The sequence below is a fragment of the Achromobacter sp. Marseille-Q0513 genome (assembly GCF_018195695.1).
Classification (GTDB): domain Bacteria; phylum Pseudomonadota; class Gammaproteobacteria; order Burkholderiales; family Burkholderiaceae_B; genus Achromobacter.
Genome location: NZ_JAGTJY010000166.1, coordinates 1 through 14,109, shown reverse-complemented (window position 1 = coordinate 14,109; position 14,109 = coordinate 1). Strand labels below are relative to the sequence as shown.

General features: G+C 69.4%; 13 protein-coding genes. 5 read left to right on the top strand and 8 right to left on the bottom strand.

The window, feature by feature from the left end; translation table 11 throughout:
• The first annotated feature begins 93 nt into the window (after window positions 1-93).
• Complete coding sequence (locus tag KDH83_RS24525; RefSeq protein WP_212320625.1) at window positions 94-1,347, top strand: Hsp70 family protein; 1,254 nt, start codon at window positions 94-96, stop codon at window positions 1,345-1,347.
• Between the two features lie 74 nt (window positions 1,348-1,421).
• Here KDH83_RS24525 and KDH83_RS24520 read toward each other — a convergent pair whose 3' ends face one another.
• On the bottom strand, window positions 1,422-2,342 hold the full coding sequence (locus KDH83_RS24520; RefSeq protein WP_212320624.1) for a LysR family transcriptional regulator: 921 nt from the start codon (window positions 2,340-2,342) through the stop codon (window positions 1,422-1,424).
• Between the two features lie 142 nt (window positions 2,343-2,484).
• On the opposite strand from KDH83_RS24520, the gene KDH83_RS24515 reads away from it, so the two are divergent.
• The 3 genes from KDH83_RS24515 to KDH83_RS24505 all read left to right on the top strand — a co-directional run bounded on the left by KDH83_RS24515 (window position 2,485) and on the right by KDH83_RS24505 (window position 4,555).
• Window positions 2,485-3,504 (top strand): NAD(P)-dependent alcohol dehydrogenase, encoded by a 1,020-nt coding sequence (locus KDH83_RS24515; RefSeq protein WP_212320623.1) that lies wholly within the window; start codon window positions 2,485-2,487, stop codon window positions 3,502-3,504.
• Window positions 3,505-3,620: 116 nt separating this feature from the next.
• A complete protein-coding gene (locus KDH83_RS24510) occupies window positions 3,621-4,211 on the top strand; it encodes an NUDIX hydrolase (RefSeq protein WP_212320622.1) in 591 nt (196 codons plus the stop codon).
• Window positions 4,212-4,219: 8 nt separating this feature from the next.
• Window positions 4,220-4,555 carry a 2Fe-2S iron-sulfur cluster-binding protein gene (locus KDH83_RS24505; RefSeq protein WP_212320621.1) on the top strand — a complete coding sequence of 112 codons (336 nt, stop codon included), beginning with the start codon at window positions 4,220-4,222 and terminating at the stop codon, window positions 4,553-4,555.
• 82 nt (window positions 4,556-4,637) lie between these two features.
• Here the strand turns inward: KDH83_RS24505 and KDH83_RS24500 are convergent, their stop codons facing one another.
• The 4 genes from KDH83_RS24500 to KDH83_RS24485 all read right to left on the bottom strand — a co-directional run bounded on the left by KDH83_RS24500 (window position 4,638) and on the right by KDH83_RS24485 (window position 8,570).
• Window positions 4,638-6,005: an MFS transporter gene (locus KDH83_RS24500; protein WP_249205330.1), complete on the bottom strand. Its 1,368-nt coding sequence runs from the start codon at window positions 6,003-6,005 to the stop codon at window positions 4,638-4,640.
• Window positions 6,006-6,108: 103 nt separating this feature from the next.
• Complete coding sequence (locus tag KDH83_RS24495) at window positions 6,109-7,263, bottom strand: hypothetical protein (protein WP_249205329.1); 1,155 nt, start codon at window positions 7,261-7,263, stop codon at window positions 6,109-6,111.
• Window positions 7,264-7,271: 8 nt separating this feature from the next.
• Window positions 7,272-8,000, bottom strand: a complete 729-nt coding sequence (gene fnr, locus KDH83_RS24490; protein ID WP_212320620.1) for a fumarate/nitrate reduction transcriptional regulator Fnr — start codon at window positions 7,998-8,000, stop codon at window positions 7,272-7,274.
• A 96-nt stretch (window positions 8,001-8,096) separates the two neighbouring features.
• The gene (locus tag KDH83_RS24485) at window positions 8,097-8,570 is read right to left on the bottom strand and encodes a gamma-glutamylcyclotransferase family protein (RefSeq protein WP_212320619.1); all 474 of its coding nucleotides are present in this window, start codon (window positions 8,568-8,570) and stop codon (window positions 8,097-8,099) included.
• 139 nt (window positions 8,571-8,709) lie between these two features.
• On the opposite strand from KDH83_RS24485, the gene clpB reads away from it, so the two are divergent.
• Window positions 8,710-11,316: an ATP-dependent chaperone ClpB gene (gene clpB / locus KDH83_RS24480; RefSeq protein ID WP_212320618.1), complete on the top strand. Its 2,607-nt coding sequence runs from the start codon at window positions 8,710-8,712 to the stop codon at window positions 11,314-11,316.
• A 149-nt stretch (window positions 11,317-11,465) separates the two neighbouring features.
• Here clpB and KDH83_RS24475 read toward each other — a convergent pair whose 3' ends face one another.
• The 3 genes from KDH83_RS24475 to KDH83_RS24465 form a co-directional block, all read right to left on the bottom strand.
• Window positions 11,466-11,900, bottom strand: a complete 435-nt coding sequence (locus KDH83_RS24475) for a DUF1641 domain-containing protein (protein ID WP_212320617.1) — start codon at window positions 11,898-11,900, stop codon at window positions 11,466-11,468.
• Window positions 11,897-13,087 (bottom strand): FAD/NAD(P)-binding oxidoreductase, encoded by a 1,191-nt coding sequence (locus KDH83_RS24470; protein ID WP_212320616.1) that lies wholly within the window; start codon window positions 13,085-13,087, stop codon window positions 11,897-11,899. The genes KDH83_RS24475 and KDH83_RS24470 overlap by 4 nt, the downstream gene beginning before the upstream one ends.
• A gap of 154 nt (window positions 13,088-13,241) precedes the next feature.
• The coding region (locus KDH83_RS24465; RefSeq protein WP_212320615.1) for a glyoxylate/hydroxypyruvate reductase A at window positions 13,242-14,109 on the bottom strand (868 nt) is incomplete at its 5' end.

Genomic DNA, 14,109 nt, shown 5'->3' with positions numbered 1-14,109 from the left:
CCCCGGCGGACGAGGGCGGGGGCGGGCAAGGAGCGATCCGGCGCGGGCAGGGTACACTTGTGCGCCGTTTTGCCCCCCAAGCCTTTGAATTCCATGATTTCCTCCGCATGCGGCGTCGACTTCGGCACGTCCAATTCCACCGTGGGCTGGAGCCGCCCCGGCCAGCACGCGCTGCTGTCGCTCGAGGACGGCAAGCCCACCCTGCCGTCGGCCATCTTCTTCCATGACGAAGACAACGAGGTCAGCTATGGCCGTGGCGCCATCGCCGACTACCTGGCCGGCTACGACGGGCGCCTGATGCGCTCGATGAAGAGCCTGCTGGGCAGCTCGCTGATCGACGGCTCGACCGAGGTCCAGGGCCGCTCCATTCCGTTCCGCGTGCTGCTCACGCGCTTCATCGCCGAGCTCAAGCGTCGCGCCGAGACCGCTGCCGGCCGCGATTTCCAGCGCGTGGTGCTGGGCCGCCCGGTGTTCTTCGTGGACGACGATCCGGCCGCCGACCAGACCGCGCAGGACACGCTGGGCGAGATCGCCCGCCAGATCGGCTTCACCGACATCGAGTTCCAGTTCGAGCCGCTGGCCGCGGCCTTCGACTATGAATCGCAGATCGACCGCGAGGAACTGGTGCTGGTCATCGACATCGGCGGCGGCACCTCCGACTTTTCGCTGATCCGGCTGGGCCCCGGCCGCGCCGGCAAGGCCGACCGCCGCGAGGACATCCTGGCCTACGGCGGCGTGCACATCGGCGGCGCGGACTTCGACAAGCAGCTGAGCCTGGCCCATGTCATGCCGCTGCTGGGCCTGGGCAGCCAGCTGCGCAGCGGCAAGGACGTGCCGTCCACGCAGTACGGCAACCTGGCGTGCTGGCACACCATCAACCAGGCCTATACCCGCAAGGCCGCCGAGCACTTCGCCTACATCCGCGCCGAGGCGGGCGACCGCGCCAAGATCGACCTGCTGCTGAATCTGGTCAAGGAGCGCGCCGGCCACTGGGTGGCGGTGCAGGTGGAAGAGGCCAAGATCGCGCTGTCGGAAGCGCCCGAGGCCCGCATCGACCTGTCGCGCGTCGGCGCAGGGCTGGCCGTGGACGTGACGCGGCCGTCGTTCGACGCCTGCGTCGGCCGGCTGATCGAAAAGGTGGAAACCACCGTCGGCGCGCTGTTGCGCGACGCCGGCGTGGCGGCGGCGGACGTGGATACCGTGTTCTTCACCGGCGGCTCCAGCCGCGTGCCCCGGCTGCGCGAAAGCGTGTCGGCGCTGGTGCCCGGCGCGCGCAGCGTCGAGGGCGACCTGTTCGGCAGCATCGGCGCCGGCCTGGCGCTGGACGCCCTGCGCAAGTTCGGCTGAACGAGCCGTGCGGCGCGCCGGCCGCGCCTGGCGGTCGGCATTGTTTTTCCCCGATCCGCGCGCGGCCGTACCGGCTACGGTGCCAGCATCGCCGGCACGCGCGCGGCCAGCGCGTCGATCGCGGCGCGGGTCTTGGACGGCAGATGGCGCGCCTGCGGCCAGACCGCGTGCACGTCGTGGGCGGCCAGGCGGTCGCCGTGCATCAGCACCTCCAGCTCTCCCGTGCCGACGTAGCGCGCCAGCATCCAACAGGGCAGCCAGGCCAGGCCAGCGCCGGCGATGGCCGCGTCGGCGATGGCCTGCAGGTCGTCCAGGCGCAGGCTCGGCCGCAGGCGCAGCTGCGTCGCGCGGCCATCCTCGTCCTGCATCGTCCAGGCCTTGTCCTGGCCGCCACGCGCATAGATGATGCCGGCGTGCCCCTGCATCTCCTGCGCCGTGACGGGACGCCCGTGCGCGGCGATATAGGCGGGCGACGCGCCGATGCCCATGGTCTGCAGGCCCAGCCGACGCGCCGCGAGGCTGGAACTGTCCGGCAGGTCGCCGACGCGGATGCCCAGGTCATAGCCTTCGTCGATCAGGTCCACCACGCGGTCGTTGAACGAGATGTCGACCTCCAGCTGTGGATAGCGGCCAGCCAGCTCGCGCAACACCGGCGCGACGCAATGCCGGCCGAACACCAGCGGGGCGGTGACGCGCAGGCGGCCTTGCGGTTCGCGTCGGCCGCTGTCCAGCTCCGCCTCGGCCGCCTGCAGCTCGGCCAGCGCGCGCACGCAGCGGTCGTAGTAGGCCTGGCCGTCGTCGGTCAGGCTTTGCTGGCGCGTGGTGCGGTGGAACAGACGCACGCCCAGCCGGGCCTCCAGCCGCGCGATGGACTTGCCGACGGCCGAGCGCGTCAGGCGCAGGCGCTCGGCCGCCAGCGCGAAGCTGCCGGCCTCGGCCGCTTGCACGAAGGCTTCGATGCCGTTGAGCCGGTCGTGGACGTTGCGGGTATTCATGGCAATCCTTGATTGGTTCCTTTCGGGAATCATTGAAAGGAAAAAAATGCGCCACTAGGGATGTGAGTTCCCCTATATCTTAGCGGTACCGGGCGGCGCCGGCACGGCGCGCCTTCCATTACGTATCGCAAGGAATCTCATCATGCAGGCCTATCACGTCACCGGCGGCAAGGGCATCGAATCGCTCAAGCGCGTCACGCTGGAGTCGAAAGCGCTCGGCCCCTACGAGGTGCGCGTGCGCGTCCGCGCCGTGTCCCTGAACTTTCGCGACCTGATGGTCGCCGACGGCAATTACCTGAAGGGCAGCGGCGCGCCCGTCATCCCCGCCTCCGACATGGCCGGCGTGGTCGCCGCCGTCGGCGAGCGCGTCACGCGTTTCCGCGTGGGCGACCGTGTCATGGGCGCCTTCATGCCGGACTGGATCGATGGCGAGCCCACGCCGGCCAAGACCGCGCTGGCGCCGGGCGCGGCCACGGATGGCGTGTTGGCCGAGGAAGCCGTCTATGCCGAGCACGGGCTGGTCGCCACTCCGGCTGGCCTGTCGGACGAAGAGGCCGCGACCTTGCCCTGCGCGGCAGTGACCGCGTGGAACGCCCTGTTCGTCGGCGGCCGCGCGCAGGCGGGCCAGACGGCGCTGCTGCTGGGCACGGGCGGCGTGTCGATCTGGGGGTTGCAACTGGCCAAGGCCGCCGGCCTGCGGGCCATCGTCACCTCGTCCAGCAACCGCAAGCTGGAGCAGGCGCGCGAACTCGGCGCGGATGTGCTGATCAACTATCGCGAAACGCCCGAATGGCAGGCCGAGGCGCTGCGCCAGACGGACGGCGAAGGGACGCATGTCGTGGTGGAAGTGGGCGGGCAGGGCACGCTGGAACGCTCGGTGGCCGCCGTGCGCATGGGCGGCACGGTATCCATGATCGGCGGCGTCAGCGGCTTCGGCGCGACGCCGGTGGCGCCGCTGGCGCTGATCGGCGGCGCCAAGCGCCTGGAAGGCATCTTCGTGGGCAGCCGCAAGATGCTGGAGGACCTGGCCCGTTTCGTCTCGGTCGCCGGCATCAAGCCCGTGATCGACCGGGTCTTTGGCTTCGACGAGGCGCCGGCCGCCTTCGCGCACCTGGCGTCCGGCAGCCATTTCGGCAAGGTGGTGATCCGGGTCGCGCCGTAGGCGCGGGGCCGGGCGCGCGGCGTCGCGGGGCCGTCGCGGCGCGATGGTAAGCTCATGCACTCCTGCCGGGCGGACGGCGCAGGCCGCCGCCCTCCCGGCCGCCATCCGCACGCGCCATGACGACCAAACCCGAATCCCATCTGCACGAAGAGCTGGTTTCCAGCGTGGCGGCCTATGACGGCCGCTTCCTGAAGATCCGCAACGACACCGTCCGCCTGCCCAACGGCAACACCTCCACGCGCGAATACGTGGTGCATCCCGGCGCCGTGGTGGTGATCCCGCTGCTCGACGACGGCCGCGTGCTGCTGGAGCGGCAGTTCCGCTATCCCATCGGCCGCGTCATGACGGAGTTTCCCGCCGGCAAGCTGGACCCGGGCGAGGATCCGCTGGCCTGCGGCAAGCGCGAGCTGCTGGAGGAAACCGGCTATACCGCCGCGCAATGGGCCCACGCCGGCGCGCTGCACCTGGCGATCGCCTATTCCACCGAGATCATCCACATCTTCTTCGCGCGCGGCCTGCGCGCCGGGCCGCGAAAGCTGGACCAGGATGAGTTCCTGGACGTGATCAGCGCCCAGCCGTCCGAGCTGTACGAGGCCTGCGCCCGGGGCGAGGTGACCGACGCCAAGACCCTGACCTGCACGCTGTGGCTGCAGAACGTGCTGTCCGGCGCCTGGCAGCTGGACTGGCGCGACGACGCGGCCGGCTGAGCCCGCGCATGCCCTCGCACCCCGTCCTGGTCCAGCCCTCGGGCCTGCGCTTCGATGCCGACGAGGACACGCCGCTGCTGCTGGCTGCGCAGGCCGCCGGCATCAAGCTGCCCAGCTCCTGCCGCAACGGCACTTGCCGCGCCTGCATGTGCCTGATGCTGGAGGGCGAGATCCGCTACCGCATCGAATGGCCGGGCCTGTCGCGCGACGAGAAGGAAGAGGGCTGGATCCTGCCCTGCGTGGCGCATGCCGTCACGGCGCTGGAGATCCAGTCCTTGCAGGCGGCGCCGCTGGAGCCGCCGGCGCCCGCGCCCGATAGGGCGCTGACCGGGGCGCGGCGCTAGCCTGCGCCTGTCGACGGGCGGCGCCAGGCCCGCGCATGCGCTGTTGGTCTTGCGTCCGTGGCGGGCCGCCCCGCGCCCGCCGCTATTCGTGACGGTGCATGGCTGATTCGCGGCGCGTGTCGCGCATGGTCGCGTACACCAGCAGCGACAGGAAGATCACGCCGGCCAGGTAGTAGTAGAACCATTGCTCATGCCCCTGCTGCTTGAACCACAGGGCGATGGCGGGCGCCGTGCCGCCGAAGATCGACACGGTCACCGCGTAGGGCACGGCCACGCCGGTGGCGCGGATGTTGGTCGGGAACAGCTCGGCCTTCACCACGGCGTTGATCGAGGTGTAGCCGGCCGTGAAGACCCAGGCGCCGCAGATCAGCAGGAAGGCGATGAAGGGCGAGCGCGTCTGCGCCAGCGTGTACAGGATGGGCACCGTCAGCAAGGCGCCCGCGACGCCGAAGAACACCAGCAGCGGCTTGCGGCCGATGCGGTCCGACAGCGCGCCATACAGCGGCTGCAGGATCAGCGCGAAGATCAGCGAGGCGGCGATCACATAGGTGGTGACGATGTCGGAAAAGCCCGCGGTCTGCCGGACGAAGGTCTGCATATAGGTGGTGAAGGTGTAGAAGGCCGCCGTGCCGCCCGCCGTCAGGCCCACCACGATGGCCACCTCGCGCGGGTACTTCAGCAGCCCGCGCAGCGAGCTGGTGCGCGGCTGGGTCTTGCTGGCGGCCTTGTAGGAGTCGGTCTCGGGCATGTCGCGCCGCATGACGGCGGTCACGACGGCCAGCAGCGCGCCGATCACGAAGGGGATGCGCCAGCCCCAATCCACCAACTGCTGGTGGGTCAGGAACACGTTCTGCAGCAGCAACAGCACCAGGATGGCGCAGAGCTGGCCGCCGATCAGCGTCACGTACTGGAAGCTGGAATAGAAGCCACGGTGCTCGGCGTCGGCGATCTCGGTCAGGTAGGTGGCGCTGGCGCCGTATTCCCCGCCCAGGCTCAGCCCCTCGATCACGCGCGCCAGCGCCAGCAGCGCCGGCGCCGCCAGGCCGATGGAGGCGTAGGTGGGCGTGAGGGCGATGATCAGCGAGCCCACGCACATCATGCCCACCGACACCATCAGCGACAGCCGCCGGCCGTGCCGGTCGGCGATATGTCCGAACAGCCAGCCGCCCAGCGGTCGCACGATGAAGCCGGCCGCGAACAGCGTGGCGGCGTTGAGCTGCTGGACGACGGGATCGTGCGAGGGGAAGAAGGCGGGGGCGAAGTACAGCGCGAAGGCGGTGTAGGCGTAGAAGTCGTACCACTCGGTCAGGTGCTCCCTAGGGCCGGCGAAGAGGGCTTTGATGTGGCGGTGGCGGGCGGCGCCATCCAGAGGCGTGGGGGGCGTGGGGGTCCTTGGTGCTGGCCGGAATGGGAGACGCCGGCGCGGCCGCAAGCGCGCCGCCGCCGGCATGTCCCTATATTGCTCCCGGCCGCGCGAAATTGCACGCGCCGCCGAGGCGGCATTCAGCTTGCTGTCATGATGGAGGGGCGCCCTGGACGGCGCCGGGCGGGCGCTACTTGCCGCGCGGCTTGATCGGCTCGCAGGGCGCGGCCCTGTCCGTCCCGCGCGCGCCTTCGCCCAACAGGACCTGGGCGCCGCATTCCGAGCCGAACATGTTCTTGCCGTCGTGGCCCACGCCACGCACTTCGTAGCCGGCGCGGTGCAGCGTGACCGGCTTGCTGCCGCGCGATGCGAGCAGGAACTCGTATTGCAGGTAGGCGGTGCCGCGCGCCAGCCGCGTGGAACCCTGGGCCTCGGCGCCGCAGGTCTTGTCCAGCAGCCGGTGCTCGGGGTTGTTGTCGGCGCCGCCCAGCAGGTAGGTGACGTCGCGCGCCGCGTAGCGCACGAACAGCCGGGATTCCTCCTGGCCGCGGGCGTAGGCGGGCAGCTTGTCGGTGCCGTACTTGTACTGGTTGTAGGTGGGGCAGATGCCGCGCTCGTAGGGCGCGTAGCCCTTGCCGTCCGGGCGTGGTCGTTCGTTGGTCAGGTACAGGTAGGAAGAGGGGTTGGCGATCACGTAGCGCAGCGCCAGCCCGTCGCGGCGCAGCGGGCCGTCGACGTTGTTCAGCACGGCGTAGCGCTGCACCAGCTGCGCGCCGCCGGAATGGCCGGCCAGCACGATGCCGGCCAGCGCGGGCAGGCGCTGGCGGTCGTCCAGGCTGCGCAGCAGGTCGTCCAGGACCTGGAACGAGCTGACCGGCGCCGGCCGGCCGGCGGCCTGCACGCTGTCCTCGCCTTCTTCCCAGCTGGCCTTGCGCCAGGCGGCCATGCCGGCGAAGCCGGAATCGATGGAACCGGAAAAACGCGGCGCCAGCACCAGCGTGTCGCGCGCGCGCTCCGGATTGCGTTCCAGCAGGTCGGCCACGTATTCGTAATAGCGGTCGGCGTCGCGCTTGACGCCGTGGATCACCACCACCACCTGCTTGATGTCCGCCAGTTCGCCCTTGCCCAGCGGGCGGTTGGCGTAGACCGGGATCTTGTAGCGATGGCCCGGCTTGCCCAGCTCGACGGTCTGCCAGCGCGCCGGCTTGGCCGGCTTGGGCGCGGGCGCGGCTTCGTCGTAGTCGTAGGGATCGGGCAGGGGCGTCTGCGCGGCGGCCGCGAGCGGGGCCGCCAACGCCGCCAGCATCAGGCTGGCGGCCGGCAGGAAGGCGCGCGCGCGGCGCATGGGCGGCTTCAGCAGCTTTCTTGGCCCAGCAGCTGCTTGAGCGCGGGCTGGTCGAGGATGCGGACTTCGCGCTGGTTGATGCGGATCAGTCCGTCGCGGGCGAAGCGCGAGAACAGCCGGCTCACCGTTTCCAGCGTCAGGCCCAGGTAGTTGCCGATTTCCTCGCGGCTCATGCGCAGCACGAATTCGGTGGACGAATAGCCCAGCGAGGCATAGCGCTGCGACAGGTTCAACAGGAACGCCGCCAGGCGCTGTTCGGAACGCATCGAACCCAGCGAGGCCAGCATCTGGTGCGAACGCGTGATCTCGCGGCTCATCAGACGGCGGAACTGCTGCTGCAGCGAGGGCAGGTGGGCGGAGACGCGGTCGACTTCATTCAGGCGAATGACACAGACTTCGGAGTCTTCCAGCGCGATGGCGGCCGACACGTGCTTGCCGTCGAGCATGCCGTCCATGCCGACGATCTCGCCGGGCAGATGGAAACCGGTGATCTGGATCTGGCCAGTCGCGTCTTCGAGCTGCGTCTTCAGGCTGCCGAAGCGCACGCCATAGACCGCATCGAGGGGGTGATCCAGCGAGTACAGCGTCTTGCCTTTTTCAAGGCGCACGCGTTCCTTCACCAGTTCGTCCAGCTTTTCTACTTCGGCGGCTGCCATGCCCACAGGCACGCACACGTGTCCCAGCATACACGTGGAGCAATGGGCGGCATCTGGGGCTACGGGGACCCTTTTTTGCATATTGACCTCTATAGCGCCCGTCGAGCGGCGGGTAGCCGATGCGGGCATGAAGCGTGATGACAATTGCTATTGTAGTCCGTTGTTACTACGGGTGTCTTACGCGCTCGTGGCGTCCTTGGACAAGGGCGCCGCGCGAGCGTTCCCCGCGCGCCGGTAAGCGACCCAGTCCGTGACCTGATCGACGGCCGCGATGTCGCTGGCGGCACCGCGCAGCGCGGGATCGATCGGGTAGTACTGGCAGGGCAGCTCCGCGCCGTCCGTGCCGGGATCCGCGAGGCGCGCCAGCACGTCGCGGCGCAGGAAGCAGCCGGGCCGGCCGGGCCGGTAGTCCTCGATCTCATCCATCAGCTGGATATGGGCTGGCTCGACCCGATAGATATCTCCTAGCACTCGGCGGCCGTCGGCCACCGGGATCAGGCCCGGCCAGGCGCCGAAGTCGACCAGACGGCCCGGCACGCTGGCCGCGCCGACCCGCCGCACCACGGGCAGGCCGCGGTCGGAGGCGGTGCGTTCCAGGTCGTTGATCTCGCCCGCGCGTAGCGTGCCGTAGACAAAAACGTATATGCTCATGATTCCTCAGGTTGCCGCACGTCGACAGAGTCCGCGAGGCCGTCAGGGTATTGAAATTCCCTGCTCCGGCCGCATATTCAGGTCATCGAGCCAGCCGGCGATGCATCGGTCAGGCTCCTCAACAAGCCAAACGACCACTATGCGATTCGACAAACTTACCACCAAGTTCCAACAGGCATTGGCGGACGCCCAGAGCCTGGCCGCCCGCAACGATCATCCCTACATAGAGCCCATACATGTGCTGTCCGCGCTGCTGTCCGATGCCGACAGCGGGGCCGCCAGCCTGCTGGCGCGCGCCGGCGTCGCCGTGAACCGGCTGCAGCCGGCCATCGAGCAGGCGCTCAAGTCCCTGCCGCAGGTGCAGGGCGACGACAACGTCCAGGTCGGCCGCGAGCTGCAGGGCGTGCTGACGCGCACCGACAAGGAAGCCGCGCGCCGTGGCGACACCTACATCGCCAGCGAGCTGTTCCTGCTGGCGCTGGCCGACGACAAGGGCGCGGCCGGTCGCATCCTGCAAGAGGCCGGCCTGCAGAAGAAGGCGCTGGAAGCCGCCATCGACGCCGTGCGCGGCGGCGAATCGGTGTCCGCCGCCGAGGGCGAGTCCAACCGCGAGGCCCTGTCCAAGTACACGATGGACCTGACCGAGCGCGCCCGCCAGGGCAAGCTCGACCCGGTGATCGGCCGCGACGACGAGATCCGCCGCACCATCCAGATCCTGCAGCGCCGCACCAAGAACAACCCCGTGCTGATCGGCGAACCCGGCGTCGGCAAGACCGCCATCGTCGAAGGCCTGGCGCAGCGCATCGTCAACGACGAAGTACCCGAGACGCTGCGCGGCAAGCGCGTGCTGTCGCTGGACCTGGCCGCGCTGCTGGCCGGCGCCAAGTTCCGCGGCGAATTCGAAGAGCGCCTGAAGGCCGTGCTGAAGGAACTGGCGCAGGACGACGGCAGCAACATCGTCTTCATCGACGAGCTGCACACCATGGTCGGCGCCGGCAAGGCCGAGGGCGCGATGGACGCCGGCAACATGCTCAAGCCCGCGCTGGCGCGCGGCGAGCTGCATTGCATCGGCGCGACCACGCTGGACGAATACCGCAAGTACATCGAGAAGGACGCCGCGCTGGAGCGCCGCTTCCAGAAGGTGCTGGTCGACGAGCCCGACGTGGAATCCACCATCGCCATCCTGCGCGGCCTGCAGGAGCGCTACGAGATCCACCACGGCGTCGAGATCACCGACCCGGCCATCGTGGCCGCGGCCGAGCTGTCGCACCGCTACATCACCGACCGCTTCCTGCCCGACAAGGCCATCGACCTGATCGACGAGGCCGGCGCGCGCATCCGCATGGAAATCGATTCCAAGCCGGAAGTGATGGACAAGCTCGACCGCCGCATCATCCAGCTCAAGATCGAGCGCGAGGCCGTCAAGAAGGAAACCGACGATGCCTCCAAGCGCCGCCTGGGCGTGATCGAGGACGAGCTCGAAAAGCTGCAACGCGAGTACAACGACTTCGAGGAAATCTGGAAGGCTGAAAAGGCCGCCGTGCAGGGCACGCAGGCCATCAAGGAAGAGATCGACGGCGTGCGCGCCGAGATGGCCGAGCTGCAGCGCAAGGGCCAGTTCGACAAGCTGGCCGAGCTGCAGTACGGCAAGCTGCCCGACCTGGAAGCGCGCCTGAAGGCTGCCGAGATCGGCGCGGCCGAGGCCGCCAACGAGGCCGAGGGCGGCGAGGGCCGGCCGCGCCTGCTGCGCACCCGCGTCGGCGCCGAGGAAATCGCCGAGGTCGTGTCGCGCGCCACCGGCATCCCGGTGTCCAAGATGATGCAGGGCGAACGCGAGAAGCTGCTGCACATGGAGGAATACCTGCACAAGCGCGTGGTGGGCCAGGACGAGGCCGTGCGCCTGGTGTCCGACGCCATCCGGCGTTCGCGCGCCGGCCTGGCGGACCCGTCGCGGCCCTACGGCTCGTTCCTGTTCCTGGGCCCCACCGGCGTGGGCAAGACCGAGCTGACGCGCGCGCTGGCCGAGTTCCTGTTCGACTCCGAAGAGCACATGATCCGCATCGACATGAGCGAGTTCATGGAAAAGCACTCGGTGGCGCGGCTGATCGGCGCGCCTCCGGGCTACGTGGGCTATGAAGAGGGCGGCTACCTGACCGAGGCCGTGCGCCGCAAGCCCTACAGCGTGGTGCTGCTGGACGAAGTGGAAAAGGCCCATCCGGACGTCTTCAACGTGCTGCTGCAGGTGCTGGACGACGGTCGCCTGACCGACGGCCAGGGTCGCACGGTGGACTTCCGCAACACCGTCATCGTGATGACCTCGAACCTGGGCTCGCATCACATCCAGAGCCTGGCCGGCAAGCCCTACGAGGTGATCAAGGAAGTGGTGTGGGACGAGCTCAAGCAGACGCTGCGGCCCGAGTTCCTGAACCGCATCGACGAGGTGGTGGTGTTCCATGGCCTGGAAGCGCAGCACATCGAGTCCATCGCCCGCATCCAGCTGCGCCGCCTGGGCGAGCGCCTGGATCGGCAGGAGATGCGGCTGGAAGTGACCGAGGCCGCGCTGGCCGAGCTGGCGCGTTCGGGCTTCGATCCGGTGTTCGGCGCGCGGCCGCTCAAGCGCGCGATCCAGCAGCAGATCGAGAACCCGGTGGCCAGGCTGATCCTGGAAGGCCAGTTCGGTCCGCGCGACGTGGTGCCGGTGGACTGGCAGGACGGCAAGTTCGTCTTCACCCGCACCTTGCAGTAAGCGGGGCCGGACCCGGGCGCGGCGGGAACCTGCCGCGCGCCGAAAAAACCCGGCGGCTCAAGCCCGAGCCGCCGGGTTTTTTTTACGCGCCTCGCAGGCGAGGTAGGGGGCACCCCCGCGCGCGCGGGTTCTCGATGCGCCAGCGCGGCCTACGACGCGTCCGCGTAGTCCTGCCGCTGGGCCTTCATCTGCCGGCCCAGCGTCTGCAGCGCCCGCAGCGCCACGGCCATGCCGCGCCGCGTGTCCTCGTCGCGCAGCAGGCCGATGAGGCCCGTCAGGCTGGGCGGCCGTTCTTCCCGCAGCGTGCGGGCGTGGGCGTCGCGCAATGTGTTGGCAGCAATCCAGGCCGCGCTGGTGGCCTGCTCGGACAGCAGCGCCAGCTTTTCCACCATGGACTGGTCCAGCAGGTCCACCAGGTCCGAGGCCAGCGACAGCAGGTCGGCGATGTTGTCGAGCCGGCCGGCTTCGGCCAGCAGGCCGAGCCGGTCGGCCAGGGCGCGCGCGCCTGGCCCGCCGCCCAGGAAGGCGGCGGACGCGGGCGTGTCGGCGGGCAGCGCAGCGGTTCCTTCGTGTGGCGCGTTCATAGCATTCCCCTTGCGACGGCCCAGTACAGACCGCGATTGAATCCGTGGCGCAGCAGGCCGCCGAGCTTGGTGGGCGGCGTGGGCAGCACATCGTGGGTGTAGTCGTACCAGAGCGGCATGCCGGCGTTCAGGCCCATCTGGGCCACCGCCTGCACCCTGCCGTCATAGGCGCTGCAGACCTGGCCCAGCCGGATCTCGCCGGCGATGTTGTTGGCGATGACCGGCGCCTGGTTGTGGCAGGAGCCGCCCGCCTTGCTGACCGGCAGGTCGACCGTGTCGCCGATCACGTAGACGTTCTCCAGTCCGTAGACCTTCAGTGTCTCGTGGTCGGTCGGCAGCCAGCCTTCGTCGTTCTCGGCCTGCGACACGCCCGACTCCAGCACCACATCCACGGCGCGGATCGGCGGCGTGGCCATGAGGATGTCGAAGGGCTGTTCGCCGCCTTCCTCCGAGTACGCGATGCGCCGTTCCGGATCGACCCGCGACAGCGTGAAGCCGCGCTGGAAGCGGATGCCCTTCTGCTCGAAGATGCCGGGCAGCACCTCGCAGGTCGGGCGCTGCAGGAACAGGCAGTTGCGCAGCAGCTGCGAGGTGGTCGGGTAGGTGTAGACGATTTCCACCTTGTCGCGCACGCCGCGCCGCCGCAGGTAGTCGTCCAGCATCAGCGTGGTCTCGATGGGCGCGATGCCGCATTGGTGCGGAACGTTGGGTGTCTTGGGGAAGGTGACGCTGACGAAGACCCGCCCGCGTTCGATGCGCGACAGGCGGTCCGCCAGCTGGCGGGCGGCTGCGTACTGGTAGAAATGGTCGCCGGCCTCTTTCAGCCCTTCGATGCGCTCAGGGGATGGCACACAGCCTGTCGCGATGACCAGGTAGTCATAGCCATGGCGTTGCCCGCTCTGCGTGGACAGTTCCTGGCGGTCGAAATGAAAGCGCGTGACCTTGTCCACGCGGAATTCGATTTCGGGTCGTAGCAGGGAACGTTCCGGCCGTTTCAGTTCTTCGCGGAAGAAGAGATTGAAGGCCACGTACATGAATGCCGGCTTGTAGTAGTGATCCGGCGAATCCGAGAGCAGCGTGATGGAGACTTCACCGCGCTGGATCTCGGGGTACAGCTTTCCGGCGAGCTGATTGGCCAGCATGGTGCCGCCTACGCCGCCGCCCACGACAACAATACGCTTGCTCATAAACCACCTCCAGGTAGAGAGAAGTTTCTGGGACCAAGTGCAATTGCGTCTGTTGGTGTAGCAAGCGAGGATGGTCGCGTCAACCGGTCCGTGCGGCGCCAGGCGCTGCGCGGATGTCCGTTGCGCGTCCGCGCCGGGCTTGGCGTTGGCCGGATCAGTATCCCAGCGCCGCGTCGGCGCAGGTGTCGGGACGGCGTCCTTCCCGCACCGCCGCCAGGTTGTCCAGCGTCTGCCGCGCGATGGCGGCGGCCGGCGTGCGGGTGGCGATGTGGGGCGTGATCATCACCTTGGGATGGCGCCACAGCGCGTGGTCCGGCGGCAGCGGTTCCTGCGGGGTGGCGTCCAGCGTGGCATAGGACAGCTGGCCGCTGTCCAGCGCCGCCAGCAGGGCGGCGGGATCCAGGTGCTCGCCCCGGCCGGCGTTGATCACATGGGCGCCGCGCGGCAACCGCGCGAAGGTCGCGGCGCCCAGGAAGCCGCGCGTCTCGTCCGTCAGCGGCAGCAGGCAGACCAGCGTGTCGGCCTGGGCCAGCAGCGCCGGCAGGCCGTCCGCGCCGTGATAGCCCGTGATGCCCTCGGCCAGGTCGGGCTTGGGCGTGCGGCTCCAGCCCGAGACGCGGTAGCCCAGCGCCGCCAGCGCGCGCGCGGCGGCCAGGCCCAGCCGGCCCAGCCCGGCGATGGCCACGCGGTGTTCCGATGGCGGCACGATGGGGCTCTCGCGCCACAGGCCCTGGGCATGGTTGCGCACGTAGTCGGGGAAATGGCGATGATGGTTGATCACCGCCCAGGCGACGTAGCTGCTCATGCCCGCCGCCATGCCGGCCTCGGCCACGCGGCAGACCGGCACGTGGCGCGGCACGGCGGGGTCGGCGTAGATGTGGTCCACGCCGGCGCCGATCGACTGGATCAGGCGCAGGTTGGGCAGCGCGCCCAGCAGGCCGGCGGGCGGCAGCCAACAGACCGCGGCGTCGATCCCGGCCGGATCGCCCAGGTCGTCGGCCGTGCGCCAGGCGATGTCGGGC